This window comes from Neobacillus sp. SAB-20_R2A (genome assembly GCF_049568635.1).
In the GTDB taxonomy this organism is placed as follows: Bacteria; Bacillota; Bacilli; order Bacillales; family Cytobacillaceae; genus Neobacillus; species Neobacillus citreus.
Map to the genome: position 1 here is coordinate 4,969,165 of NZ_CP145895.1, position 25,448 is coordinate 4,994,612.

At 40.0% G+C, this 25,448-nt stretch carries 27 protein-coding genes; 5 read left to right on the forward strand and 22 right to left on the reverse strand.

Annotation, left to right across the window (positions count from 1 at the left end; all coding sequences use genetic code 11):
• Nucleotides 1-12: 12 nt before the first annotated feature.
• From V5M37_RS24530 to V5M37_RS24555, 6 genes are all read right to left on the reverse strand, one after another.
• Nucleotides 13-1,530 carry an SPFH domain-containing protein gene (locus V5M37_RS24530; RefSeq protein WP_423799515.1) on the reverse strand — a complete coding sequence of 506 codons (1,518 nt, stop codon included), beginning with the start codon at nt 1,528-1,530 and terminating at the stop codon, nt 13-15.
• Nucleotides 1,531-1,557: 27 nt separating this feature from the next.
• Entirely contained in the window at nt 1,558-2,100 is a 543-nt protein-coding gene (locus V5M37_RS24535) for an NfeD family protein (protein WP_423802681.1), read from the reverse strand.
• Between the two features lie 393 nt (nt 2,101-2,493).
• Nucleotides 2,494-3,228, reverse strand: a complete 735-nt coding sequence (locus V5M37_RS24540; RefSeq protein ID WP_423799516.1) for an amino acid ABC transporter ATP-binding protein — start codon at nt 3,226-3,228, stop codon at nt 2,494-2,496.
• A 237-nt stretch (nt 3,229-3,465) separates the two neighbouring features.
• Nucleotides 3,466-4,161, reverse strand: coding sequence for an amino acid ABC transporter permease (locus V5M37_RS24545; RefSeq protein ID WP_423799517.1), 696 nt, complete (start codon nt 4,159-4,161; stop codon nt 3,466-3,468).
• Nucleotides 4,148-4,978, reverse strand: coding sequence for an amino acid ABC transporter substrate-binding protein (locus tag V5M37_RS24550; protein ID WP_423799518.1), 831 nt, complete (start codon nt 4,976-4,978; stop codon nt 4,148-4,150). Before V5M37_RS24550 ends, V5M37_RS24545 begins: the two co-directional genes overlap by 14 nt.
• Nucleotides 4,979-5,091: 113 nt before the next feature.
• Entirely contained in the window at nt 5,092-6,261 is a 1,170-nt protein-coding gene (locus V5M37_RS24555) for an MASE3 domain-containing protein (protein ID WP_423799519.1), read from the reverse strand.
• A gap of 362 nt (nt 6,262-6,623) precedes the next feature.
• Between V5M37_RS24555 and spo0A the strand changes: the two genes are divergently transcribed.
• Nucleotides 6,624-7,397, forward strand: a complete 774-nt coding sequence (spo0A, locus tag V5M37_RS24560; protein ID WP_423799520.1) for a sporulation transcription factor Spo0A — start codon at nt 6,624-6,626, stop codon at nt 7,395-7,397.
• Between the two features lie 45 nt (nt 7,398-7,442).
• Here the strand turns inward: spo0A and nadE are convergent, their stop codons facing one another.
• Nucleotides 7,443-8,264: an ammonia-dependent NAD(+) synthetase gene (nadE, locus tag V5M37_RS24565; protein WP_423799521.1), complete on the reverse strand. Its 822-nt coding sequence runs from the start codon at nt 8,262-8,264 to the stop codon at nt 7,443-7,445.
• 125 nt (nt 8,265-8,389) lie between these two features.
• Here nadE and V5M37_RS24570 point away from each other — a divergent pair, with 125 nt between their 5' ends.
• Nucleotides 8,390-8,902, forward strand: a complete 513-nt coding sequence (locus tag V5M37_RS24570) for an acyl-CoA thioesterase (protein WP_213144285.1) — start codon at nt 8,390-8,392, stop codon at nt 8,900-8,902.
• A 55-nt stretch (nt 8,903-8,957) separates the two neighbouring features.
• On the opposite strand, the gene V5M37_RS24575 is transcribed toward V5M37_RS24570, so the two are convergent.
• The 4 genes from V5M37_RS24575 to V5M37_RS24590 all read right to left on the reverse strand — a co-directional run bounded on the left by V5M37_RS24575 (nt 8,958) and on the right by V5M37_RS24590 (nt 12,723).
• On the reverse strand, nt 8,958-9,959 hold the full coding sequence (locus tag V5M37_RS24575; protein WP_423799522.1) for a DUF3231 family protein: 1,002 nt from the start codon (nt 9,957-9,959) through the stop codon (nt 8,958-8,960).
• A 128-nt stretch (nt 9,960-10,087) separates the two neighbouring features.
• Nucleotides 10,088-10,726 (reverse strand): class D sortase, encoded by a 639-nt coding sequence (locus V5M37_RS24580; RefSeq protein WP_423799523.1) that lies wholly within the window; start codon nt 10,724-10,726, stop codon nt 10,088-10,090.
• Between the two features lie 28 nt (nt 10,727-10,754).
• The gene (locus V5M37_RS24585) at nt 10,755-11,543 is read right to left on the reverse strand and encodes a hypothetical protein (protein ID WP_423799524.1); all 789 of its coding nucleotides are present in this window, start codon (nt 11,541-11,543) and stop codon (nt 10,755-10,757) included.
• Between the two features lie 208 nt (nt 11,544-11,751).
• The gene (locus tag V5M37_RS24590) at nt 11,752-12,723 is read right to left on the reverse strand and encodes a cation diffusion facilitator family transporter (protein ID WP_423799525.1); all 972 of its coding nucleotides are present in this window, start codon (nt 12,721-12,723) and stop codon (nt 11,752-11,754) included.
• A gap of 754 nt (nt 12,724-13,477) precedes the next feature.
• Here V5M37_RS24590 and V5M37_RS24595 point away from each other — a divergent pair.
• Complete coding sequence (locus tag V5M37_RS24595; RefSeq protein ID WP_423799526.1) at nt 13,478-14,185, forward strand: DNA alkylation repair protein; 708 nt, start codon at nt 13,478-13,480, stop codon at nt 14,183-14,185.
• A gap of 14 nt (nt 14,186-14,199) precedes the next feature.
• Here the strand turns inward: V5M37_RS24595 and V5M37_RS24600 are convergent, their stop codons facing one another.
• From V5M37_RS24600 to V5M37_RS24615, 4 genes are all read right to left on the reverse strand, one after another.
• Complete coding sequence (locus tag V5M37_RS24600; RefSeq protein WP_423799527.1) at nt 14,200-14,643, reverse strand: GtrA family protein; 444 nt, start codon at nt 14,641-14,643, stop codon at nt 14,200-14,202.
• 113 nt (nt 14,644-14,756) lie between these two features.
• Nucleotides 14,757-14,990 (reverse strand): hypothetical protein, encoded by a 234-nt coding sequence (locus V5M37_RS24605; RefSeq protein WP_423799528.1) that lies wholly within the window; start codon nt 14,988-14,990, stop codon nt 14,757-14,759.
• Between the two features lie 85 nt (nt 14,991-15,075).
• Nucleotides 15,076-16,077 (reverse strand): AI-2E family transporter, encoded by a 1,002-nt coding sequence (locus tag V5M37_RS24610; protein WP_423799529.1) that lies wholly within the window; start codon nt 16,075-16,077, stop codon nt 15,076-15,078.
• A gap of 131 nt (nt 16,078-16,208) precedes the next feature.
• Entirely contained in the window at nt 16,209-17,207 is a 999-nt protein-coding gene (locus V5M37_RS24615; RefSeq protein ID WP_423799530.1) for a polysaccharide deacetylase family protein, read from the reverse strand.
• Between the two features lie 315 nt (nt 17,208-17,522).
• Between V5M37_RS24615 and V5M37_RS24620 the strand changes: the two genes are divergently transcribed.
• Complete coding sequence (locus tag V5M37_RS24620; RefSeq protein ID WP_423799531.1) at nt 17,523-17,744, forward strand: hypothetical protein; 222 nt, start codon at nt 17,523-17,525, stop codon at nt 17,742-17,744.
• Nucleotides 17,745-17,871: 127 nt separating this feature from the next.
• Nucleotides 17,872-18,498: a DUF2085 domain-containing protein gene (locus V5M37_RS24625; protein ID WP_423799532.1), complete on the forward strand. Its 627-nt coding sequence runs from the start codon at nt 17,872-17,874 to the stop codon at nt 18,496-18,498.
• Here the strand turns inward: V5M37_RS24625 and V5M37_RS24630 are convergent.
• The 7 genes from V5M37_RS24630 to cpaB form a co-directional block, all read right to left on the reverse strand.
• Nucleotides 18,491-19,828, reverse strand: a complete 1,338-nt coding sequence (locus tag V5M37_RS24630; protein ID WP_423799533.1) for an O-antigen ligase family protein — start codon at nt 19,826-19,828, stop codon at nt 18,491-18,493. The two genes, V5M37_RS24625 and V5M37_RS24630, sit on opposite strands and share 8 nt — an antisense overlap.
• Nucleotides 19,829-19,930: 102 nt before the next feature.
• Nucleotides 19,931-20,257, reverse strand: coding sequence for a helix-turn-helix domain-containing protein (locus tag V5M37_RS24635; RefSeq protein ID WP_423799534.1), 327 nt, complete (start codon nt 20,255-20,257; stop codon nt 19,931-19,933).
• Between the two features lie 41 nt (nt 20,258-20,298).
• Nucleotides 20,299-21,234 (reverse strand): type II secretion system F family protein, encoded by a 936-nt coding sequence (locus tag V5M37_RS24640; protein WP_423799535.1) that lies wholly within the window; start codon nt 21,232-21,234, stop codon nt 20,299-20,301.
• 3 nt (nt 21,235-21,237) lie between these two features.
• Entirely contained in the window at nt 21,238-22,215 is a 978-nt protein-coding gene (locus tag V5M37_RS24645; protein ID WP_423799536.1) for a type II secretion system F family protein, read from the reverse strand.
• Nucleotides 22,212-23,564, reverse strand: coding sequence for a CpaF family protein (locus V5M37_RS24650; RefSeq protein ID WP_423799537.1), 1,353 nt, complete (start codon nt 23,562-23,564; stop codon nt 22,212-22,214). The genes V5M37_RS24645 and V5M37_RS24650 overlap by 4 nt, the downstream gene beginning before the upstream one ends.
• A gap of 6 nt (nt 23,565-23,570) precedes the next feature.
• Nucleotides 23,571-24,752: an AAA family ATPase gene (locus V5M37_RS24655; RefSeq protein WP_423799538.1), complete on the reverse strand. Its 1,182-nt coding sequence runs from the start codon at nt 24,750-24,752 to the stop codon at nt 23,571-23,573.
• Entirely contained in the window at nt 24,749-25,351 is a 603-nt protein-coding gene (cpaB, locus tag V5M37_RS24660; RefSeq protein ID WP_423799539.1) for a Flp pilus assembly protein CpaB, read from the reverse strand. The genes V5M37_RS24655 and cpaB overlap by 4 nt, the downstream gene beginning before the upstream one ends.
• Nucleotides 25,352-25,448: the final 97 nt, after the last annotated feature.

Consider the following 25,448-nt stretch of genomic DNA (forward strand, 5'->3'; position numbering starts at 1 on the left):
AGCCCCTTTCTATTAATCTTTCTTTTTGATTTCGTCTGTTAATTCCTCAATGCTTCTTTTCACGTTCGATTTGCCGGAGTAGTTTTCAATCAGCTCTTTCAGATCCAAACCGCTTGATGCCTTTAATGACTCCTGCAGGCTGGCCATCAAGTTAGTAGCATATCCGGTGATTTTATTGGCACCGCTATTTGGGCCGGAACTGCCGCCTGTATCCACGACCGTAATTTTTTCAATATTGGATAGCGGGCTTGCCACCTGCTTTGCGTATTCTGGAAGCATTTTGATGATCATATCGAGAATCGCAGCCTGGCCGAATTGCTCGAATGCTTCGGCGATTTTTTGCTTCGCCTCCGCTTCGGCAAGACCTTTCATCCGGATGATTTCGGCTTCAGAAAGACCCTGTGCCTTTTGCGATTCTGCTTTTGCAAGACCGTCTAAACGCACGCGCTCCGCCTCCGCTTTCGCCATCGCTTCAATCCGGTATTTATTCGCTTCCGCATCAGCAATTTGCCGGGCTTTTTCTGCAGCAGCAGACTGTTCAATCGAATAACGGTCGGCGTCGGCTTTCTTTTTCACTTCAGAATCATATTGACGTTCACGACGTAGGATTTCTTTTTCCTCGAGTTCAATTTGCTTCTGTCTTTCAATGATTTTAACTTGCATTTCCTGCTCGGTTACATCCTGCTTGGCCTTGGCGCTTTCAAGGTCGTAAGCCATATCGGCGCGGGCCTTGGCGATGTCCTGCTCGCGGCGGAATTCCGCAGTTTTTAACTGGTTGATTTTTTCAGCTTCGGCGATTTCTGTTGCGCGCTCGAGTTCAGAACGCTTCGCTTCCTTATCGGCTTCCGCTTTTTTTATGCGGGTTTCTTTATCAGCTTCGGCAGTGGCGATATCGGCATCGCGCTTCACCTGCGCAATCCGCGGCTTACCAAGGGCATCGAGGTAGCCGTTTTTATCACGAACGTCTTTTATCGTAAAGGAAACAATCATTAGACCCATTTTAGCAAGGTCCTGCGATGCGACACGCTGTACTTCCTGCGAGAATTTGTCACGGTTTTTATAAATTTCTTCGACTGTCATCGAGCCAAGAATGGAACGAAGATGGCCCTCGAGAACTTCTTTGGCTTCATTTTCTCTTTCTTCTTTAGGCTTTCCAAGGAACTGTTCAGCGGCTGTGGCAATCTCGGTGATGGAACCGCCAATTTTGATGATGGATACCCCATCAGCCATGACCGGTACGCCCTGCTCTGTATAAACCTCTGGTGTCGTTACTTCTAGTTTGCTAGATAACAAGCTTAACGGTTCTGCCTGTTGAAAAACTGGTAAAATAAACGTACCGCCACCGCGAATGATTTTAATTTTGTTACCCGATTCGTCGACGTGGACATTTTTGTTTCCTAGGAAACTGCCGGTTACAATCAGTGCCTCATCCGGCCCGGCCGTCCGGTACTTGGTAATAAATACTCCGATTAATGCGATCAAGATAAGTGCAACAATCCCAATAATTACCCATACAAATCCAAATTCCATATTGTAAACCTCCTCTTTCTCTCTCTTTTATAAGAAGCTTTCAAGTTCCTGGTGAATGGTTACTTCAAGTACACCATTTTTCACCTGAACAATGAGCACTTTCACACCGTTTGGTATGGATTCCCCTTCAAAGCTTGTGGCAGGCTTGGCAATCCGGCCGCTGGCATTTTCAATGATAACCTCGCCAAAGCCATCAGCAGGAATCGGCGTAATAACGGTGCCAATCCGGCCTCTTAAATCAGATTCTTTATAGACAAGCGATTCCTCAGCGGAGGATAACGGTACAAGAACAAAAACATTTAGCAAAGTAACGACTATAAGTGCGATAACAGCTGATATTCCTAGGATCAGTAAGTAATGAAGGGCCGACAGCCTTTCAAACAGGTAACCGCTTGCAGACAGGACCGTGACAAAAGCAAAGACAAGGACCGGGTTGAGAAAGTGCAAGCCGCCGTCTCCTGTGTCAAAATGAAACACATCAGCAAACAACACATATAAAACAGTTAATACTCCAGAAATGATGAGACCGTACAAATAAATCGTGGCTATTGGTAAGCCGAAAAGTTCCATGTGCATCATCCTTTTCCTTCATAATGGGGAAAGTTTGTTTTCATTTGAGCATAGGGCATCCGTCCCTTTCCTCTGTCATATGTATAGTCAATATTACGGATAAAAAAGGGAAAAGTTTCACTTTTTGGGGATTTTTTATGAAAATTTTCACAAAAATGTTAAGCGACAGTTGAAATGGTTTATGCGACAGTAAGAGTGGCCTATACGACAGTAAAACTGGGTTATCCGACAGTGAATCTGTTTAACGACAGTAAGACCGGGCTATCCGACAGTTAACCAAGATTATGCGACAGTAAGAGCGAGTTATCCGACAGTTAACTAGGTTTATACGACAATAAGAACAGACCAATCCGACCGCACAACAAAAAGTGCCCCAGCCCTCGGCTAAAGCACTTATTGAATCATATTCAAAAACTTCCTGGTACGTTCTTCTTTCGGGTTGGTGAAGATTTCTTCAGGTTTGTTTCGCTCGACAACGACGCCGCCGTCCATGAAGATGACTTCGTCTGCTGCCTCGCGGGCAAAACGCATTTCGTGGGTAACGACAATCATCGTCATCCCTTCTTGGGCAAGGTCCTTCATGACCCTTAACACCTCGCCTACTAACTCAGGGTCGAGCGCTGATGTCGGCTCATCAAACAACATTACCTCCGGCTCCATCGCCAAAGCCCGGGCAATTCCGACCCGCTGCTGCTGGCCGCCCGATAACTGCGAAGGATAGTAATCCATTTTATCGCCGAGGCCAACTTTTTGAAGAAGGGCCGCTGCCTTCTCGCGTGCTTTTGATTTCTCCATCCCCTTCACCACTACCGGCCCCTCCATAACATTTTCAAGAGCCGTTTTATGCGGAAAGAGATTATAGTTTTGAAACACCATTCCAGTCAAGCGGCGAAACGCGGCGATGCTTTTTTTCGGGACGTTTTTTGAAAAATCAAGACTGTTGCCTTCAATGGAAATGATACCTTTTGTGGGCATCTCAAGTACGTTCAGGCAGCGGAGCATTGTCGTTTTCCCCGATCCGGACGGACCAATCACCACCACGACCTTGCCCTTCCCCACCTCAAGGTCGATTCCCTTTAATACCTCTAATTGATCGAATTGCTTGTGTAAGCCTTTAATTGAAATCATTGTAAAACTCCCTTTTTCAATCGGGTTTTTTCTAAAAAAGGTCATTAAAAATCGATTCGCTGATAGAATGTCTCAATTCGCCGATAGAACGGTGAAATTCGCTGATAGAACGGCCGAATTCGCTGATAAAATCTTATCGAATACTAAAAATCGTAAATGATACCCTTTTTAAGTATAAAAATTTCCTTTTGTTATTGATTCTACGAAAATTTCACCATAATTTAGTGAAAAGTTTCATCACACATACCGATCCAGCCGCTTTTCCATATATTGCTGAAGCACAGACAAGAAAAAGCAAATGACCCAATAAATGAGGGCTGCTTCGGTATAGACCAACAGAAATTCATAGTTCCGGGAGGCGATTTCCTGGGCTCGGCGGAACATTTCCGTTACAAGCACGAGCGATGCGAGTGAAGTATCCTTAACAAGACTAATAAATGAATTCGATAATGGCGGTACGGATACTCTCGCTGCCTGCGGCAAAATGATTCTTTTTAAAGCTTGCGTGTAAGTCATGCCAATGGAATACCCGGCTTCCCACTGTCCTTTTGGGATCGAAAGAATCGCTGCGCGGATAATTTCAGATGCATATGCCCCAACGCTCAATGAAAAACCGATGACAGCAGATATAAACGGATCGAGTGTTAACCCGACGTTCGGCAATCCGTAAAAAATAATAAATAATTGCACTAACAGCGGTGTCCCGCGGATGGCAGACACATAAACTCCGGCAATTCCACGCAATACTTTCCCTTGCGAAATTCGGGCAAGGGCTGTCAATACAGCTAAAATGATCCCGACAATAAACGAAATAATAGTTAAGGGAATGGTGTTCATAATTGCACCCTCCAGCATCGGCTGGAGGGAGGTTTTGGCTATATCCAATAACTTTGCAGTTCGTTCCGGGTCAGGAAAAATACTACTTAAGTACATCTACACCAAACCATTTCTCGGAGATTTTTTTGTATGTGCCATCGTCAACCATTTCTTTCAGGGCCTTGTTTACAGCATCCACAAGTGTATCGCTTTTCTTTCTGAACATAAAGCCACTTGTTGAGGCATCTTCACTTGTTGCGACAATCTTAATCGGTGCATCCGGCTTTTGCTTTGTGTAATCTAAATAAGAAATTTTATCGTTAATCGTAACATCAACACGGTTCTGGGCAAGCAGTTCAACTGCCTGCTGGAAGCCTTCAACTCCAACGATGTTAGCCCCAAACTTTTTCGCAATGTCGGCATAGTTACTTGTCAGAGATTGAGCAGAATTTAATCCCTTAATATCATCAAAGGACTTAACCTTTGTATTGTTCTTGTTTGCAATTAGAACAGCAGCAGAAGTGATATATGGGTCTGAGAAATCGTATTTTTTCTGACGGTCAGCACGGATTCCTACCTCGTTCGCAATCATATCAAATCGCTTTGCATCAAGGCCGGCAAACATGGCATCCCACTGGGTTTCCTTAAACTCTGCTTTTACGCCAATCCGCTTGGCCACCTCTTCGGCAAGCTCCACATCAAATCCGGTTAAATTGCCGCTTGTATCATGGAAGGTGAATGGTGGGTAAGTCCCTTCTGTTCCGATTAAAATTTTCCCGTCATCCTTAACCTTAGCTAATAAATCATTTTCCGTTTTCTCTGCCGTTTTATTGTCCGTCTTTTTATTTTTATCGGCCTTATCATCCTTGCCGCAGGCTGCCAATACAAGCATGAAGCTCAACAGTAAGGCGAAAATGATGGATAGTTTTTTCATGATGGTTACCTCCTAAGTTTGAGTTTTGCTAATCCCATAAAAGTGATGGGTTTATTTTGCCCTTTTATAAAAATTAAAAACCTATCAGAATGGTTCTGATAGGTTAAAATTTCTTATATAATGGCGTTCTGTTTGGAGGGAGGCTCCTGATACATTCCGGTTACATCCACGATTGTACCGAGAATGACATCTCGATCGTTCTCCACAAATGGTTTAATGGAAAATAACAATACCTTATCATTTAGGTCTATTTCAAAAGTACGCTCCTCTTGCCTGTTTATGCACAAGCGACAGTAATCACTAAGAATACCTTGAGAATCCGGAAAAACATTAGCTAGCGGCTGCCCCAGCAGGTTTTGCTGATCATAACCCAAATGTTCAGTCATATTTCCTTCCCCATAAGTTAGAATAAATTCACTCTCGCTTTTTATAGCTTTAAAAACAAAGCCAGGAAGCTGCTTGATAATAGTTTGTTCCTTTTGGTTCTCGTGCTCCTGTTCACTGCTGATAAAATAAAAACCTCTTAATATATAGTAAAACCCAATCGCTTTGAATAAATGACCAGTAAAATTGTCTAAATCAAAGACACTTTGATAGACGGTAAAAATTAAGCTTGTTAGCAATAGATAGACAAGTGCCAGGGCGATTGCCAGTTTCGCTTCACTTTTCTCCAAATAATATTGATACAAGGTAATAATGAGTGAAACAAACTGTACGAAGCTGACAAAATACTCAAAGCCATTTTTCAACGGCGTTGTTCCTTTTCCTTCAATCACTAGCAGCGGAAGGCTTTTTTCGAAAAAAATAAATATGGAACTAATGAGCACAACCAAGGTTGTGGCAAAGATAAACATTGGCCATCGATAGTCTTTTTTTAGTGTTCTGTCGTGGAGAAGAAGAATCAGAAAAATAAACAGCGCTTGAAAAACCCTTGCCGCTACCCAAAACCAAGTAGCTTTTGCAACAGAGCTCTCAGTAAAGAAAAAAGGCATCCCCTTAAAGGACAAGGTGTGGATTGTATCTAGCGCCCCCACAATGAAAAAAGTAAAGGCCAGAAGAAGCATCCTTCTCGACCGGGTTTTCCCATAGGTTTTTAATGCATACAGGAAGATGGCCGCAGATATGGAGATGCTGAAAACCTCTAAGATGAAATGGAAGCCAACGTAGTTTTCCGGATTATACAGGGTGATGATTTTCTGCTGGAATAAATGAATGCCTAACAGCAGGATGATCGCAATGGTTGAATAAACTAGAAATTTACCCTCCGTTAGATGGGATCTCATTTAGGTACACCTCCCCGTTATGATTTTATTATAAAACGGGAAATGCCCCTTACAGCATCTGTAATTGTTGCATTTTTATGACTATTTAGCAATCGCTTTCAATATAGGACTTATGTATTAAAGGTTCCTTCCTTCTATACTATCTTTGGTTTAGACATTAATACCGAAATTGAATAGTACAGTCTAGTTCAATAGCCATTTTATTTTTACAATAAAGCTAAAAGTTCGACAGGAACAAACAAATACCATAGGGGTTTTATATAAATACTAAGTTTTTTGTTGGAAAATATTACTTGTCTCCTAACGAAATTTATCGAAAAATACTAAGTAGTGGGATTTATTTAGGAAGGAATTGGTTAATTATGATAAAAATTGGAATTATAGATGATAATTTTCAATTAACGGAAATACTTAATGAATACCTGTCAAAACTAGTCGATATGAAGGTGGTCGGAATCGCCCATAATGGCATGGAGGGATTGGAGTTGATCAAACGAGAACATCCGGATGTGGTCATTCTGGATTTAATCATGCCTCATACCGACGGATTTTCTTTACTAGAAAAGCTTTATGCCGATCATATTTCGACCAAAGTCTTAATGTTAACGGCATTTGGAAAAGAGGATATCATTAAGAAAGCAAATGAGTTAGGGGTATCCTATTTTCTGTTAAAGCCATTTGAGCTATCTCAGTTATCCGATACAATTAGAACGATTTGTTCAAACGAAAGTTATTCAATAAAAATCTCGAGAGAATCTAAACCGGCGAACGAGAATAAGAGCGGCGAGAGCTTAGAAGTAAGAATCACCGATGTGCTCCGCTCGATGGGAATTCCAGCAAACCTAAAAGGGTATATTTTCTTACGGGAAGCCATCCAAATGGTGTTCCGCAATGTGGAATTATTGGGTGGAATCACAAAATTGATTTATCCGGCCATCGCCAAATTGTACAATACCACCCCAAGCCGGGTTGAAAGAGCCATCCGGCATTCGATTGAAGTGGGCTGGAACCGCGGCAGTATCGAGCATTTAAATCTGGTCTTTGGGAATACGGTAAGTCCTTTAAAAGGAAAGCCGACGAATAGTGAATTTATTGCACTAATTGCTGATCATCTGCGGCTGCAAAAAGTGGGTTGATTTAAATGAGACTGCCATTAAAGTGGGCAGTCTCATTTTGGTGTTCTACTTCCACCATTCATCAAACATACTGGCGGGAAGTCTTCGTTTATGTTCAGTCAAGATGTAGCGCTGCTCTATTTTTTCCGCAATCTCCTCAGAAACCTGCTTGCCTTCGAGGTAATCGTCAAGTTCGTCGTAGGTAATGCCTAACTCCGTTTCATCGGCCTGACCAGGCTTTTGGTCGAGCAGGTCGGCAGTCGGGACTTTTAAATATAGACGTTCGTCTGCACCCAATTCCTTCAGAAGTGCCTTGCCCTGCCTTTTGGATAAGCCGGTCAGCGGCAGAACATCAGCCCCGCCGTCCCCGTATTTTGTGTAAAAACCGGTAACCGCCTCAGCTGCATGATCCGTTCCGATTACAAGCAGCCCTTCCATCCCGCCGACGGCATATTGAGCAATCATTCTCATTCGCGCCTTAACATTTCCTTTTTGATAGTCACTCAACGGCTGTGTTGTTGTGGCTTTGTCGTATTCCTTCTGGACCTCATCCACCGCTCCTTTAATATTAAAAACCAGTTCCCGATCGGCGCGGATAAAGTTGAGAGAACGCTTTGCGTCTTCCTCATCCTGCTGGACTCCATATGGCAGACGGACTGCAATGAATAAGGCATTTATCCCTTCATTTCGCAGCTCTTCGACTGCGAGCTGCGCCAGGCGTCCTGCCAGCGTAGAGTCCTGACCGCCGCTGATTCCAAGCACGTAGCCTTTTGCCTTTGTTTTGGTTAAATACATTTTTAAGAAATCGATTCTCTTCCGGACTTCTTCTTTCGGCTGTATGTTGGGAGAGACGTTTAACTCCTTCATAATTTGTGCCTGCATGCTCATTTATTTGAAACCTCCTGGAAAGTGCTATTATATTGTAATGTACCACAATCGCTGAATTTTCACTAAAAATTGAACGGAATTAGGGCAAAATAGAAATAGTTAAGCAAATGGAGGTTTTTTATATAATGGAAGCTAAAACATGCAATGAGTCTCGAGTAGTCAGGACCAGTCGGGTATTCCCGAACGATGTCAACAACCATAATACATTGTTTGGCGGGAAGCTGATGAGCGATGTTGATATGCTCGCATCGATTTCGGCAACAAGACATTCACGAAGCGAATGTGTGACCGCTTCGACCGATTCCGTCGACTTCCTTCAACCGATTACACCGTTGGACTCGGTCTGCTTCGAATCGTTTGTCACTTGGACTGGTACGTCTTCAATGGAGGTTTTTGTGAAAATTATTGCCGAAAACCTGATTTCCGGCGATCGAAAAATTGCCGCCACTGCTTTTTTAACATTTGTGGCATTAGATGACGATGGCAAGCCAACTAAAGTCCCTGGGATCATCCCTGAGACTGAGGAAGAAAAGAAGTTATACGATACAGGGAAAGAAAGGGCCGAAAAACGGAAAGAACATCGGAGACACAGTAAAGAACTGGCCGGATACTTTACAACGCAAAAACCGTGGGAATAACCTAGAGCCTTTGATAGGTAAAAAATAGACTAGGTTCACCGCACACTGCTCGAACCTAGTCTATTTTCTGAAGGTCTCTTCTGCTAGGAGCATGAGGCGGTTTTTGGAACCAGCCGCGATCCATTAAAAGGTCCACTCCCTTAGCAGAGTATAAAAGAATTTCAGCAATATATTTCTGATAGTAGGCCACTAAATCAGTTCTCATCGATAACGATACCGCATGACCGAGCAGGGCGATATCAATGCCGTTTAAGGAATGAAAAAGGGTAACAACCAGCCGATCAGAAAATGGAGAGACGGTTGAATCCGTCACTTCAATATTGGTTGTAATAATGCCATACAGCTCTTCTTTCATCAATATATCATTAAACGTTCTAATTTGTTGTTCAGAGATTTTTTTTCCTTCCTTTATAAAGCTATGAATTTCTTTATCCTTTACTACTTGAAGAAGGCCCATACAAAGCAGTACCGAAAAATAATTTCGTTCGATATTAAAGAAAATCTCCATTATTTCAGCTACATTTAATGGCCTTTTTTTTCCAAAACCACTAATATAGGAAAGTTTATCTTCATATTCCACCTTATCTGGATAAGGAACGTATGGCGGACGGTCGTAAATCCCCTTTGACAGCATTAACTCAGTTGCTTGCCTATAAAGTTCGGTTGATTTGTAGTTCATCGTGATAAAAAAATCCAAAACATCCTTCCTTGCCACATTAGCCGTCAAAAAACTCCCATTAATTATCAGTAGACGGGTCAAGGAATAAACAAAGCTGAGCCCGAACATATCATAAAATAAAGGCGGGGCTGTCAAATTCACATCTTTTTCTGAAAAACCATCGGGTATTGGAATGCCTTCTTTTACAAAAATGTCAGTAATTTGTTGAAGGTGTGCTTCCGAATTCTGCAGTGCCCTCTCAAGGATCGGCTTAATTTCCACATCCTTATTGTGATGCAAGAAATAGGTGAGCAAACAGACCGTCATGTTTTCCTGTATATACGTAGCCCATAATGCGGCAATTTCCGAACTTGACAACCTAATGCTGCGCTCAGACATACGTAAGCCTCCCTAAAAAAAGTACTCTAAGAATATAATCCCTGTAATTCATCCATTTTATACAAAGTGAAGCATGGGGACGGTTCTTGTGCATCAAAATTTTGATGCACAAGAACCGTCCCCACGCCTCAGTTTTGCAATTCTCCGACTAAAATAAACCGGTCCGGTGCAGGTCCGACAAAGTCAAATGGATAGCAGGTAATAAGAGTTATGGCCGCATAATCATACGGCACAATGACAGTCCGGTCGTCTTTATGAACAATCCGCTGTTTTGTGATTTTATAAGTAAAACGTCCCGCTTCCGTTTCGACTTCGACAATATCTCCGATTCCAATCCGGCCAAGCTCTTTAAACACCGTATCCCGATGCCCGGCCAATACGGTATTATCATGTTCACCTGGCAGAACACTTCCCATATAATGTCCAACCCCCTTGGCTAGCTCTTCCTGTTCCGTGCCTTGAACTATAGGGAATTCTTTTTTTATTTTTGGAAAAGTAATTTTTCCAAATACGGCGCCTGTTGCAAGCAGGTTCGAATAAAGCGGCGTCTGCTCTGGCTGAGCCTTTTTAATCGGAATTATTTCCTTGTCATAAAATGATACAGGGGACTCCTTTAGGGGAGGTGTTTCTTTTTTATTCTCCCATTCCTTTAGGGAAGCATTCACCTTGGCATGGGATTGATAGATTTGATAGCTGCAAAAGAGAATAGAAAAAAGTGAGAGCAGGAAGATTGTTCTCATACTCCAGAGAAAAATCCTTTTTTTCATCTTCCATCCCTCACTTTTTGATATGGTTTTATAACTTTCGGAACTTCATGAACAGTGTTGCAGATGAACCAAGCGCTAACACTCCGCTTAATAGCAGCCAATTCATCCAAGGACCTGCCGTTTTTGGAAGTGCTCCTCCACTTACGGTTGAGAGAGTCTGGACTGCTGGCTGAGTAACTTGAGTAGTAGTTGGTGGTTGAGTTGTCTTTGGAGTTGTAGTCGTTGGTGTAGTTGTACCGCTTTGGGTATTATCTGAAGTATTGCCTGGTTGGTTTTCCTGGGTATCACCTGGTTGTGTTTGACCCCCAGAATTATCTCCCGACGGTGGTGGATTATCTGTATTCCCACTTCCTGGTTCCTTGGCTGGAGGATTATCTGAATCCCCATCTCCTGGGTCTTCAACTGGTGGCTTTTCCTCATCAGGTGGTTGTACAACTACATTGCCAACCTTTGCCCAATAAACTAATATACCGTTTCCGTTTGGATTTCCTTTGCCGTTATCACTTAAAGTAAAATTATATTCCTTCTCCTCAATAAATCCCTTAGCATATATTGTGCTAGGTACTTTTCCCTCAAAAGATAAATTGCCGAAAAATGGTTGGTCATCATTATCTCTTACAAGTACCGCAGTGTGTTCTACCGATGAATTATCCAATTTATAATAAATCGTGAAGTTCTTAATATTAACAGATTCACCGTCTATATGGACCATAATAGTTTGTCCATTATCTGCTAGAGTCGAATGAAACCCAAAGAATAAACCGCCTATAAGCATTACAGCCAACGTTAATAGAGAAATCTTAGACTTTTTCTTCATAAAAATATCCCCCAAATAGTTTTTCTAGGAAAACCCTTATTTTCTGATCCATCATGAAATATAGAATTCCCCCCTTTATATTAATTTTCTTTATTAAACATTCGATTTGTTCTATCTAAAGAACACCTAAATCTAGTATATATGACGAACCTATAAAAAGCTACTATTATTTCATTATAAAGAACGAACAATCAGTAAAAGAGACCTACTACACAGTAGGTCGTGGTTTGTTTTCCCAATGCATTACTTCATCTTCTTCATCAATTTCAATTTTGACATCGACTACGCCGTTTTCAGCCAGTATTTTTTCAGCTAAGCGGTCTCTAATATCATCCGCCTCGGCAACTGTAAGCTGCGGGTCAACTTCGATTTCCAATTCAACATGAAGGTCTTCCCCTTCCTTGATGACGGTAATTCCTTGAATATCCTTGACATCTGGATCTGCAATAACAAGCGAGCCAATTTTGTTCTCCATTTCTTCGTCGGCTTGGCCAATTACCCCTGCTGCATTGTCCAAAAAGACCCTACCGACCACAAAAAACATCATGGCTCCAATCAAAATGGAGGCCAATCCTTCGAGCCAATGGATGTTGGAAAAATGGGCAATAACTACTGCGATAATGGCCAGCAAACCGCCCAAGGTTGCAACAAGGTCCTCCATAAATACAAGCTTCGTCGCCGGCTTGGCTCTGCCCAGATTGGCAAAGCTTTTAGCAAACACACTTGGACCAGTAGCCTCCATCCCAATTTCATGTAAGATCTCTTTCATGGCTTTAAAAAGAACAAATGTCTCAAGAATTGTCGCCACTCCCAAAACAATAATATTGATGATAAAACCGCCGGACGCAGTTGGATGAACCATGTGGTGATAACCTTCTTTAATAGTTTCAAACGCCATAATCCCAACAATCAACACCGCGCCAAGTAAAACTAGATTGACAAGCCGGCCGAATCCGTTTGGAAATTTTTCCGTCGGGGCTTTTTTACTTAAAGCCGATCCGATAAACACAAAAAACTGGTTTGCAGCGTCCCCTAAACTATGCATGGTTTCCGCAAACATCGCTACATTTCCAGTAAACATATAAGCCACGCCTTTGATAATGGCAATAACGGTATTCACAATAGCCGCCAGCATTGCTGACTTATTTCCGCGCTTTAATAACTTAAATAGTTCTCCCATCCAATGTCCCCTTTTCTACTAATTCATTTGGAATATTAGGCCATTAACGATATAGGCTATTCATAACTACACTTGCCAGACTTCAAATTCTAAATCGGGAGTTATACAATTTTTATAACTCCCCTTTGATTAGAAAAATTATCCTACAGGGTGTAATAATCGTTTCATAACTACTATTGGGCTGAAAATTGTATCCCTATTGGTGTTATGAACGCTTCATAATTCCCTTTCCACCGAAAAATCTACACGTTCAGGCTTTATGAACGCTTCATAACTCCCTTTCCACCGAATAGTCTACCCGTTCAGGCTTTATGAACGATTCATAACTCCCTTTCCACCGAATAGTCTACCCGTTCAGGCTTTATGAACGCTTCATATTTCCCTATCCACTGAAAAATTTACCCCTTCAGGCTTTATGAACGGCTTCATAACTCCCTTTCCACCGAAAAATCTACACGTTCAGGCTTTATGAACGCTTCATAACTCCCTTTCCACCGAAAAATCTACACGTTCAGGCTTTATGAACGCTTCATAACTCCCTTTCCACCGAAAATTTGACTCACTTAGTCTTATAAACACGTCATAATTACTCTCATGCTGAAAAATTTTCCGCTCGGGTGTTATGTGAACTTTACATATATCCTTCATTTAAATTTGCTAATCTTAATATTTTCTAAAAAGGGTTAATGAATGCGATAACAGAAAAATTTCCATAATGATGGTAAAATAGGATAAAAGGGTTGGAGGGCGGTAAATGAAGTTAGAAGAGATTATGCAAACTCTCGAAGAGCTCGGTTCGGAACAAACGAAGAAGACTTTTATCAATCATGGGGCGCGCGGGCCTTTATTTGGAGTAAAAGTCGGCGATTTAAAAAAGCTCGTCAAACATGTGAAAAAGAATCAAGACTTGGCGCTCGCTTTATACGAAACCGGGAATAGTGATGCGATGTACCTGGCCGGTCTTTCGGTCAACCCAAAATTAATGACCATTGAAACACTCCAGCGTTGGGTTCAAAAAGCTGATTGGTATATGCTTGCCGAATACACTGTTGCAGGGGTTGCCGCAGAAAGTCCGTTTGCTCTTGAACTGGCCCGGGAATGGATGAAATCGGATGAGGAAATGATTGCGGTGGCTGGGTGGAGTACATATTCGAACTATCTCTCCATAACTCCTGATGAAATACTAGACCTGGGGGAGATTCGGAGCTTGCTGCATCAGGTCGAGTCTACAATCCATTCAGAGCAAAACCGCGTTCGCTATGTGATGAATGGGTTTGTTATTAGTGTCGGGGCCTATGTGGCGGAACTGAATGAAGAAGCCAAAAGTGTGGCAGAGAAAATTGGTAAAGTTCACGTTGATGTCGGCAGGACAGCTTGTAAGGTGCCATTAGCAACTGATTACATTAAAAAAATTGAAAATCTCAATAGAATTGGGGTTAAAAGAAAGACCTGTATTTGTTAGTCGGAAAGGACCCCTTATGTATCAGCATTGGGGTCCGTTTTTAATATTCTGCGTTTTTCTGCTTCTTTAAAAACAAAATGTTTCTGACCTAAATAATTCAAAATAGTATAAATGCCAGTCCCTAGTAAAACCGCTAAATCCTTTGCAAACTCCTTCGGAACCACAGGCAATTTTTCCAAAAGCCAAATAGCCAGTTTCAATCCTAAAGAGTAAGAAACAAAATAACAAATACCTATCACCATGACAAACCGGACAAGACTGCCGCCAATCGCACTGTCGTTTTTAAAGGTAAAATTCCGATTTAATATAAAACTAACCCCTGCTCCGACGATATTGCCTAGCAGCGTGGACCACCAGTAGGAAAACCGAAACCCGTTAAGCAGCACATACATAGTGGTTAAACCTACTATCGTATTAATGACTCCGACAATTAAAAAACGAATAAAGGAGTACTTCATTAATTAACCTCCGAAAAATACTGTTTAATTGTTTCTAAGGTTCCCTTGAATCCCCTACCTTAAACAACGAAAAGCCTCCCAAATCAAATACAAAGGGAGGCCGCTACTTCATTTTATAAGTTTCTTAACACCATATTTAAACGGTTTGTTCGTTCACTCTTTTCTTCCTCGGATGCCAAATCATATTTTTTCAATAGGTGAAACACTTCATTTAAAATATCCTGGGTGTGTTCTTTTTCGAAAAATTGCCCAAATAATGGCTTCATGTCCTCAGGTAAAAATGCCGACTGTGATTCGTATTTCTTCTTCACATCATCATTCGAATGATCTAATTTGCATTCACTCATAAGCTTCCCTCCCATGTCTAATTAACATTAGAATACCATTTTTCTAGCAAAACAAAAAAGCCCCAGGTTAAGGGCTTTTCACAAATTATTTCTTCTTGGTTTCGGTAACTTCCAAAACATCAAGGAGGAAGACAAATACCGGAATCCCGATAATTAACCCCCAAACTCCGAAGAAGTGCTCAGAGAAAATCAACACGATGAAGGTATAGAAAACCGGCAAATTCGTTTTCGAGCTCATTAAATTCGGGTTCAAAATATAGGCCTCAATGCCATGGATGATGGCGATGGCAATCCCGACATAAAGGACCTTCATCAGGCCGCCAATACTATAAGCGATAATGGTCAGCGGAATCAAAGAAATAATGACCCCTGCAACCGGAATCAAGCCGAGCAGGAAAATCATGATGGACAAGCCGCCTAGCTGCGGGAAGTCAAGCAGCCAAAGAGAAATGGTTGTTAAAATACAGTTTACAACTGCAATAATTAATTGCGCTTCGATTACTTTACCAAACGTCCGGACAAACTTCTGCGCAAAGAATTCAATTTCAACGTAAATCGATGCAACCTTACTCGTCTTAAATTTCCCGGTGAATTCAATCAACCTTGGTTTTTCCAATAGGAAAAATAAACTTAATAGAAGCGCCAGCAAAACCTGCAGGCTTATTTTGCTAATGTCTGTAAAGTACTTTAAAAGGTATGTGACTCCCTGTTCCAAGTAACTGGAGATTTTCACTTCATTCATTTGGCTCACAATATAATTCAGGACCACATTATCATGCTTCGATGTATAAAAAGCCGTCAGCTGTTTAATGAGGGCCGTGATTTCACCCGCAATCATTGGCAGGTACATAACCAAACCATAGGTAAGCAAACCGACAATGGTAGCATACGAAATAACCACCAGCAGCTTTCTATTTAGCGGGATTTTGTCTTCAATGAATTGAACGAGCCGATCCATTAAAAACGCAAAAATGAAGGTCAGCAATATTAAATTAATAATTGATTTCATCGCATATAAAGCCAATGCAATCACAATGAAGATTAAGATTCTCTTGAAGCCTCTGGTCTGGTAAAGTTTATTCATCATCGGTAATTATCGAACCCCATTATGTTTTACTATAACCTTCACTAAAATTGTGAAATTTACAAATTTATTATATCAAATTTGTTTACATTTTTTCGAATTTAAATATTGGATTAAATGTGAACACATACATTTTAAAATTGAACAGGTGGTATCGTGCTGTCAATCGCCTTACTTTCAAAGCCCTGCTGGGTTAAATAATCGAGCAGTTGCGGCAAATGGGCGAGCGTTTCTTTTTTCTCATGAAGAAGAATCACCAGCGGGCCATTGTGGCCTGCCTTCGCATTGAGTTGCGCGATAACGTTGTCGATGTACCTTGCGTCTTTATAATACCAGTCTTTACTGTCAATATTCCAATCCCACATGAAATAGCCGTTATCCTTAACAACCTGTTTATACTGAGGGGTCATATAAGGCGAACTTCCGTAAGGTGTTCTTGCTAAAAAAGAATCTACCCCAGTAATTTCCCTTAATGTATTCCGATTCTGGGTTAACTCGCCTAAAACAGAATCGGCTGAAGCATAAAATACTTCTTTCCGATGCGAGACACTATGCAGTCCCACCGCTTCTCCGGTCTGAACCATTAATTTCGCAGCATCTGGGTATTTGCGGATATTTCCATCAATCATAAAAAAAGTTCCTTTAAAATGGTGTTGCTCCAAGAGTGCAATGATGTCGCCCGATATGGCAGACGGCCCATCGTCAAATGTTAAATAAATTGTTCTTTTGCCAGTTGGCTGTGCAGGCGGTTGGGCTGCTGCCGGCTGTGGTGGATTCGTGTTGGGTGCTGTTGTAGTTTCAGGAGCAGGTGTATTAGCTGGTGGTTGGGCCGAAGCCGGATCAGATGGTGGATTTTCCTGGTCCTTCGTTTTCTCATGTTCATTTCTAGACGCCATGACTTTTTCCATTTGTTTTTGTATCATTTCTTTTTCCTGCTGGTCATCATGGGCCCCTTTTCCCACCATCGCAGCATTTGCCTTTTTCATAGGCTCGTTGTTTGCCTGATTAGCAGATTTGCCTGCCGCGTTTGCCTGAAAATAGTTTACGGCAAACATTCCAATGGCCAGCAGCCCAATCATGGTAAGAAGGAATACAGCCCCCCTTACCTGTCTTCTCCTCTTCAGTTTCCCCATCGTTCATCCCTCTTTGAAGGTATTTATTTTTCATCCACCATTATAGACGATTTTCCCTCCACGTTGTTACAAATCTATTAAAAATATTACAATTATATTAAAACAATTGGCAGATTAATAGATATTTAGACAAGTACTTACAAAAATCTATCCTCATCATTGTAACCGAAAAACACTGCAAACGGGTGGAAATTTAATCAAAAATTTCCAAAACGTACAGGCAAATTCCATTTTCCTATGTCATACATATCATTGTGTGAGGATTTTCCATCCCAAGAGAAAATCCGCAAGTTTTCGACATTTGGAGGTGATCTCGTGTCGGGTGGATTAAAAGCACTGCTATACATTTTATCGTTTTTCATCCCCATTGTTGGAATTATATTAGGGATTATCTGGATGAATGACCAAGACGTGGAGAAAAAGGCTATCGGGAAAACTTGTTTAACTGTTGGAATTGTATCCATTGTGTTGAGTTGCATATGCTGGTTTGCTTTGTCGGCATTGTCAGTGTTGCCGGCTTTTATGACGGGGTATTAGGGAAAATATATGTTTTGGCGTATGGATTCGGAAGGCGGAAGATGCTTTGTAAATAAGAAGAACCCAACTCTTTGAGGGAGGATGGGTTCTTTTCACTAAGGAGTGATGGGGTGTGCTACAGGAGATATTGGATTTTTTTGGCCGGGCTATTTGCCATCAGATTGATGAACGATCACTCCTTGTAGACGGAAAGGTTCTGTCTGTTTGCGCACGTGATATAGGGATTTATATTGGAATATTTTCAACGCTTATTTATTTGTGTTTGGTTAAACGGAAGGCATCTATCACTATTCCTACTGTTAAAATGAGCTTTTTTCTTCTATTTTTTATGTTACCTCTTATGGTCGATGGAGTTGGGTCTTATGCACATCTTTTTGAGAGTACGAATATAAGGAGGCTGATGACTGGAATTTGTTTTGGGTTGGTGCTGCCTTATTTTATTTATCCGTTGGTTATGGGAAAATCACTGGATGCTACAAGTAAGCCAGTAATAAAAGGAAGCCGGGATGTTTTTGTGCCGGCGCTTCTAAGTGGTATGCTTGGTGGAATGAGTTTCTATAGGTGGCTTCCTTTTTTGGTTCTCGATGGCTTTATTGTTTTAACAATTATTGTTTGGTTTAGTTTATGTGCCGGGTGCCTGTTGTCTCGGGTTCACCGTTTATATTTGAAATGGTCCCTTTCTATTCTTGGAGGTATCAGTTTTCTTACATTTCTTTCTTGGGGACATGAATGGGTTTTATCCCTTGCTAATTAATCATAGCAATTTTTGAAACTTCTGTGGTTTTAGTTTCTTTATGATTCTGGCTTTTTGCATTATTAAGGAAATGTATTGAAAGACCATAGGTGATTCCTAGGATTGACCAATAAATCGGCGCTACGGTGACCACGCTTATATTGAAAAATGCCTGGGCAAGGTAGCCTATAATAGTGGATATTAGTCCATATAACATTATTTTCTCATTGCCCCGAATCAGTCTCGTTGCTTGGAAAGCTTTCCTTAAAATTACGAAGAGTAAAAGGAAGTAAACACATAGTGCCGGTACGCCTAGTGTAACTGCCATTTGTAGGTATTCATTGTGGGCTTTGTCAACTTTTATGTCCCCAAATATCTCCTTGGTTTCTTTATCACCATTTGGAAAAGCAAATATAAATGAGTCCGGACCAGTACCTACCCAAAAATATTCTTTTACTAATGGTAAAGATTTTTGCCAAATAAACATTCTATAAGATCCTTCTTGGCCAGTAGTTTCTTCCTTTTTAAGAACTTTGGAAGAATCGCTTATTATCGAGTTAAACCTGTTGAAATAACTCCCATCTTCAGTGGAATTAACTATTATAAAAATTGTAAAAAATGAAATTAATAAAATAGAGTATCTTTTCCAAAGATATCTCCTCCTTAAAATCACAAAAACTGTGAAAAAAATCAACCCAAAACATAATCCAACCCAAGAACTTCGGGTTCCTGTAAATAACATAACTAAAAATGTCAAACATGATGTAAAAAAGATAAAACGTTTAATTTTATTCCCTTTTTCACTAAAGAAAAGACAAATAGATAACAATAATATAAGAACTAAATATGACCCATAACAATTGGGATTGCCAAATAGTCCATAACTTCTAATATAACTTGAGTTACTCGGGTTATTAGTTGGCAAAAAGTCTAACGAATAATGCTGCAATATTCCATATACTGAAAGAATAATCGAAACAGCTATAAACCCTGGGATGATTTTTTTAAATTGTTTAGCATTCATTAGCCGCATAGAAAAAAGAAAAATACAACAATAAGAAAAAAGTGACAAAAAACCTTCAAAACGTGTCGGAAATCCAATGACCGCTACTGTTTTATTTATTGAAAAAATAGTAGAGACACCAATTAATAACAGTAAGACGCAAATAATCTTTTCAGCGATTGTTAATCTTTTTTGAATGTTTTGTACCCAATACTTTCTATTATAAGCAAGAATGACCAAAGTACTTAAGACAAATAAGTATAAACTAAAAAGCTTTGGAATTGTTGAAAATGATTCTAAGCCCCATGGAAAAATGATTAATGGAAATAATAGAAGAAACCAATACAAAATAATTACCCCTTTCTTTTAGCTTTTAAAGTTCACTCACTTGTTTTATATAAAGAACACCCGAATAAAAAAGTAACTCGTTTCTTCAACGAGTTTGCATTTTCATTTATCTTTAAAGTAATCAATCAATTCTTTTATCCTATCATACTTCTCATTATCGATTTCCTCTTCGGATAGTTCTATTTGTAGCTTTAATAATCCTCTTTCATTTTGAGATTTCTCTTCATTCATAGAAGAAGTTGCTATCAAATATTCAATGTCTACTTTTAATGATTCGGCAATTTTTTTTAGAATATCTAAACTTGGATTACTTTTAATATCCCTTTCTAGAAAACTTAGATACGATTTCGATACTCCTGTTTCTTTACTTAGTTTATTTAAGGAGATTCCTTTCTTCATCCTTAATTTCCTTATTCGATTTCCTTCCATATATCCGTCTCCTTTCTAGCAAACTATTCGTTTAACAGTCCTTATTGTCCGCCCAGTCCATATTTAAGGAGATAAATAATTAATGGGCCAAGTAGTATAACAAAAATAGCCGGAAATACGAAGAAAATCATCGGAAACAACATTTTGATTGGAGCTTTCATAGCTTTTTCTCTCGCAATTTGGCGCTGATGTTCACGAATTCTTTCAGTTAAAGCACGCAATACCTTTGACATCCCTATACCAAGTTGATCTGCTTGAATTAAGGAAGTCATAACACTTTGAAATGCATCCAGTGTAATACTGCTTCTTAATCCTATAAAGGCATCCCTTCTAGATTTCCCTAGGCGCATTTCTTCTAATGCACGATTAAACTCTTCCGACAAAGGCCCGGGAGAATTTTTGCAGGCTCTTGCAATAGCAGCATCCAGCCCCATCCCAGCCTCAACTGATAAATTGACCATATCAAAAAAATCAGCGAGTGTTTTTTCAACCTTGGCAACCCGCTTTTTTTTCAATGAACTTAAATAAAAGGATGGATATTGATAACCTAAGGCACCCATAGCTCCAGCTAAAAGTAACAAAGCAAAGAATTTGTCACTTAGTTTTCCAAATAAAAGTAGACTCGAAATAAACAGTACCGCACCGATTAGAATCTGGATAAATCGGAAACCAACAGGCGTCCATTTATAAGAAAGCCCTGCTTCTCGCAGCCTTCGTTCCAAGTCACTCTTTGTCTCTTTCGAAATTTTACTGGATAGCCTTTCCTTCATCTTTCCCGAAAAAACAGAAACCTCTTTATATAGTAATCCTGGTTCTGCATTTCTTTTCTTTTCACCTTTTTTATGGACTATCGGTGAGCCAATAAAGGTATCGATCCGTTCGTTCATAATAAATGCCCTTTGGTTAGCAAATTGCAGAATAGACCTAATGATTAACGAAACAAATACTAACATCAGAAAATATAAAAAAAAATTCATGTGTTACACCTCTATTCTCACAATTTTTCTGATGAGCAACCAACCCAATACAATTCCAATAGCTGCCATACAAAGCATGACAATCCCTAAAAGATCCTCTGTTAATAGATTAAAATACTCTGGGTTAGCAAATCTTAAATAAATTCCTAACCCGATCGGCAAGCCAGTGATAATCCAAGTAGATAATTTCCCCTGTGCGGTTAACGTTCGAATTTCATCTTTTATTTGCAGTCTTCCTGTCACTGTTTCTTGGATGATTTCCAATAATACTGCTAAATTCCCTCCGCTTGCCCGTTGAATCAGCATGGCTTTTACAGCCATTTCTAATTCTTTGTCCGGAAGCCTTTCAAGCATTCTTAGGAATGCTTCTTCAACCGGGATTCCATAATTTATATCCGTTAACGTCTTTTCAAATTCAGGTCCTAGAGGATCCGGGAATTCTTCTGAAATCAACTTCATCGCTTGCATAAAGCTGAAGCCTGCACGCATAGAATTAGCCATTGTCCCTAACGCTTCCGCTAATTGATAGGAGCCACGGTTCAATCTTTTTTCGATTTTTTTCTTTAAATGTAATACGGGAAGCCAAAACCCTAGAATTCCTAAGGGAATTAGCAATAGCCAATGAACCTTTAAAACGTATCCTGATAGAACCAGAACAATTAAAGCTAATAATCTGAAAAACAAGAATTCCCCTTGAGAAAGGCGTGAGTTTGCCTGAATAAGAAGCTTAGGCCACTTTGATGATTTTGAATTACTTTCAAATATTGTTCCAATTTTCTTAATGAGCGTAGTAGCAAGATTTTGCTTCGGCTTTTTTTCGTCTATTTCATCTTTTTCCTCTGGATGCTTTAATATAAGGTCATAGTTTTTTAGCCTTTTTTTAAACCTACTTTTTCTCAAAAAATAGGATAGCAGGAATTGAAAAAGCACCATAAACAAGAGAATCGATCCTACTAAATATAAGAAATTGATATAGTTCATACATTCCATTCCTTCATGAACCATGAAGACTGCATTTTAAATCCCGACAATTCCAATCGTTCTGCACAATGCGGGCGGATTCCGGTCGGTATAAATTTCCCCTGTACTTTCCCGTCTTCATTTGTTCCCGTTTCTTTGAAAACGAATAAGTCTTGCATGACAATCGTATCGCCTTCTAATCCAAGCACTTCTGTGATATGTGTAATTTTCCTAGTACCATCCTTCATTCTTGTTTGATGGACAATGATGTCAAGTGCGCTGGCAATCTGCTCTCGGATAGCCCTTACCGGCAAATCAAATCCAGCCATCAGTACCATTGTTTCTAAACGTGCTAAAAGATCTCGCGGTGAATTGGCGTGGCCGGTGCCAAGACTTCCATCATGACCAGTATTCATTGCCTGAAGCATATCTAAGGCTTCTGCGCTTCTAACCTCTCCAACAATAATCCTGTCAGGTCGCATCCTAAGAGAGTTCCTTACAAGATCTCTAATTGTAATGGCACCTTGTCCTTCTATATTTGGCGGCCGTGACTCCAGCGTAACCACGTGCTCCTGGGCAAGTCTCAATTCAGCAGCGTCTTCAATTGTAACTATTCTTTCATTGTTAGGAATAAACGATGAAAGTACATTTAGAGAAGAAGTTTTTCCTGATCCAGTACCTCCGCTTATAAAAATATTCAACCTAGATACAACACAAGCTCGGATAAATTCCGCCATTTCTGTACTTAATGTTTGAAAGTGAATTAAATCGTGAATAGTAAAAGGTTTCTCTGAAAATTTCCGTATTGTGATGGCTGGTCCTTTTAAGGAAAGTGGTGGTATTATAGCATTCACACGTGAACCATCCGGCAAACGTGCATCAACCATTGGTGAGCTTTCATCAATTCTTCGTCCAAGCGGAGTGACAATTTTCTCGATTACCCTAAGGACATGTTCATCATCTTTAAAATGAACGGTAGTTTTAGTGATTTTTCCTTTTATTTCCACATAAACATCCTTGGGACCATTTACCATGACTTCTGTTATGGAAGAATCGGCTAACAGTGGGGAAATTGGTCCAAAACCCGTCAACTCGTTTTTTGCGTTTACAAGAATTTCCTGTTTATCTTCATAAGTAAGCAGTGTCCCTTCCTGCTTAAAAAACTCTTCAGACTTATTTTCAATCAGTTCATCATAGTTAACATCTTCATCTGTAGAAATTCGTTTAAATTCTTCAACCAAATAGTTATGAAGCTTACTATCTAAGCCCTCGTCTTCTGACATCTTTTTTGTCGAAAGCAGGTTGGCTTTGTTGGCGACAGGAGTTTCAGGTATTAATTCCTCTTTACCAAGTCTTTTTAAAAGTGACACTTTATTCTACCTCCCAACAACTGAACCCTTTTTTGAAAAAAATGATTTTTTTTGCTGTGACTTTGGTCTTCCAGCAATATCTAATGCCAAAGAGTAGATAAGTTTTGATATTCTGGCTCTTGGACTGGAATAAACATAGGGGGTACCTTCATTAACCGAAACAGCAACTACCTTTTCCACATCTGGAATTTTCAAAAATATCGGCAATCCCAGTACACCTTCAGCAATAGAACTATTTATTCCTTTTTTATTTGAATCCCGATTAATGATCACCTTCACCTTTGTGTCCAAGGAAAGGGAGTTTAAGGTTTCAATGAAAATTTTGCTATTTTTTAAGGTTGGTAAGTCTAAAAATGTAATCAAGAAGATATCATCTGATTTTTCCAAAGCTGTTAATATTTTATCTTCCATATAAGGGGCAGTATCAATCAAAACTAAGTCATACATTGGTTCCAATCTTTCAATTAAGTGGCTGATATGTTCGTCCAAAATTGCTTCCGAAAATTCGGGACGGATTGGAGCTGGCATGATATCTAAATAGTCATTATAGGAATGCATGTAGGCTTTTGGATCGTTTCTCCCTTCCTTTACCCACTCATAAATGGTTTTCTTCGGATTACAATTGAAAAACATTGAAATATCTCCGAATTGCAGATCCAGATCAATAACAGCAACCTTTTTAAATTGCTTCGCAAAGGCGGCAGCAAAATTGACGGTAAAGGTTGTTTTGCCGACTCCGCCTTTTGTACTGCACACTGTTATGATTCTAGCCTTTTTTTCGACAGTATTTTTCCCTTCAGATTTTGATAGAGTCTGTGTTTGAAAGGTTATATGCTTTTCTGCCTCTTTAAGGGTCTCCTTTACTTGATATTCATTTAACTTACCGGTTAGGACATCAAACACACCTGTACGCATTGCTTTGCGGATATCCAAACTATTTTCATCGGCAATTAATACTACAGCAAGATTTAAAAAGGACTGGGACAAGTGCCGGCTTACCTCATATATTCCCTCTTTATCTTCGAAATTTGATGAGGTGATAAAAATAACTCCTATATCTTTGTCCAACATTAGGTCTTGGATTTGATTTAATGAATTCAGCCAATGAATTTCCGTTTCTAATCCTTTAAAAAATGCATCTACTTCCATTTGTTTTTTTGTTTCAAAAGAATAGCCAAGTAAAATCATTTTAAGAACACTCCTTCTTGAAGTTGATTCTCATATACATGGGTTGGGTCAGACTCAAGTTTTTCGTCCCCGTCTTTCCGCAACATTAGGAATAACTCATACTTCATCGCAAAACCTAGAGCTAACCCATCTTTTGGGGCTACTTCAAGCGTGACGATTTGGTAGCGTTTTTTTGTCTCAGCATCATCCGCTGCGTGTCCTAATGCGAGCACTTTTACATTTTGGAGAATTAATTTTTCTGCAGGATATTGTCCAGGCTTGGCGTCACCTGGCACGAGGAGTTTAGCGACAACATCCACATGTGCTCCGGGTTTGATATATCCCGCTACACCAAACGGATCCGGTACTTGAATGGACATCGCTCTTTTTCCTTCACTAATAGGGAGGATTCCTGTATTGGCAGTCGGCTGGGATGCAGCTTGTGCAGTTGTATTTTCCGTGCTAGAAGCTGCTTTTTCTTCAGTTTTCGTATCATCTGTAACTGAAGCTGAAGTGCTGGCAGGCTCATTTTCAACATTTGAAGTAATAACAAAATATATTGCCAATGTAGCCAACAACCCTAAAATAAACGACAAAAGCCAAAGTTTTTTTGATTTCATATATACCCCTTCTTTAAAGTTAATAGTAAAACAAATTAGCCAGTCATTATGCATGCTATAATCCAATATATCTAAGCAAAGAATGTTGAAAAAATAA

Bases quoted from the DNA above. Each gene is read 5' to 3' on its own strand.
- cpaB (WP_423799539.1), bottom strand. From the start codon at position 25,351: ATGAAATCAAAAAAACTTTGGCTTTTGTCGTTTATTTTAGGGTTGTTG.
- V5M37_RS24535 (WP_423802681.1), bottom strand. From the start codon at position 2,100: ATGGAACTTTTCGGCTTACCAATAGCCACGATTTATTTGTACGGTCTC.
- V5M37_RS24605 (WP_423799528.1), bottom strand. From the start codon at position 14,990: ATGAGTGAATGCAAATTAGATCATTCGAATGATGATGTGAAGAAGAAA.
- V5M37_RS24585 (WP_423799524.1), bottom strand. From the start codon at position 11,543: ATGAAGAAAAAGTCTAAGATTTCTCTATTAACGTTGGCTGTAATGCTT.
- V5M37_RS24600 (WP_423799527.1), bottom strand. From the start codon at position 14,643: ATGAAGTACTCCTTTATTCGTTTTTTAATTGTCGGAGTCATTAATACG.
- V5M37_RS24645 (WP_423799536.1), bottom strand. From the start codon at position 22,215: ATGAACTATATCAATTTCTTATATTTAGTAGGATCGATTCTCTTGTTT.
- V5M37_RS24635 (WP_423799534.1), bottom strand. From the start codon at position 20,257: ATGGAAGGAAATCGAATAAGGAAATTAAGGATGAAGAAAGGAATCTCC.
- V5M37_RS24595 (WP_423799526.1), top strand. From the start codon at position 13,478: ATGAAGTTAGAAGAGATTATGCAAACTCTCGAAGAGCTCGGTTCGGAA.
- nadE (WP_423799521.1), bottom strand. From the start codon at position 8,264: ATGAGCATGCAGGCACAAATTATGAAGGAGTTAAACGTCTCTCCCAAC.
- V5M37_RS24655 (WP_423799538.1), bottom strand. From the start codon at position 24,752: ATGATTTTACTTGGCTATTCTTTTGAAACAAAAAAACAAATGGAAGTA.
- V5M37_RS24615 (WP_423799530.1), bottom strand. From the start codon at position 17,207: ATGGGGAAACTGAAGAGGAGAAGACAGGTAAGGGGGGCTGTATTCCTT.
- V5M37_RS24575 (WP_423799522.1), bottom strand. From the start codon at position 9,959: ATGTCTGAGCGCAGCATTAGGTTGTCAAGTTCGGAAATTGCCGCATTA.
- V5M37_RS24570 (WP_213144285.1), top strand. From the start codon at position 8,390: ATGGAAGCTAAAACATGCAATGAGTCTCGAGTAGTCAGGACCAGTCGG.
- V5M37_RS24580 (WP_423799523.1), bottom strand. From the start codon at position 10,726: ATGAAAAAAAGGATTTTTCTCTGGAGTATGAGAACAATCTTCCTGCTC.
- V5M37_RS24610 (WP_423799529.1), bottom strand. From the start codon at position 16,077: ATGATGAATAAACTTTACCAGACCAGAGGCTTCAAGAGAATCTTAATC.
- V5M37_RS24555 (WP_423799519.1), bottom strand. From the start codon at position 6,261: ATGAGATCCCATCTAACGGAGGGTAAATTTCTAGTTTATTCAACCATT.
- V5M37_RS24640 (WP_423799535.1), bottom strand. From the start codon at position 21,234: ATGAATTTTTTTTTATATTTTCTGATGTTAGTATTTGTTTCGTTAATC.
- V5M37_RS24550 (WP_423799518.1), bottom strand. From the start codon at position 4,978: ATGAAAAAACTATCCATCATTTTCGCCTTACTGTTGAGCTTCATGCTT.
- V5M37_RS24540 (WP_423799516.1), bottom strand. From the start codon at position 3,228: ATGATTTCAATTAAAGGCTTACACAAGCAATTCGATCAATTAGAGGTA.
- V5M37_RS24530 (WP_423799515.1), bottom strand. From the start codon at position 1,530: ATGGAATTTGGATTTGTATGGGTAATTATTGGGATTGTTGCACTTATC.
- V5M37_RS24545 (WP_423799517.1), bottom strand. From the start codon at position 4,161: ATGTACTTAAGTAGTATTTTTCCTGACCCGGAACGAACTGCAAAGTTA.
- V5M37_RS24590 (WP_423799525.1), bottom strand. From the start codon at position 12,723: ATGGGAGAACTATTTAAGTTATTAAAGCGCGGAAATAAGTCAGCAATG.
- spo0A (WP_423799520.1), top strand. From the start codon at position 6,624: ATGATAAAAATTGGAATTATAGATGATAATTTTCAATTAACGGAAATA.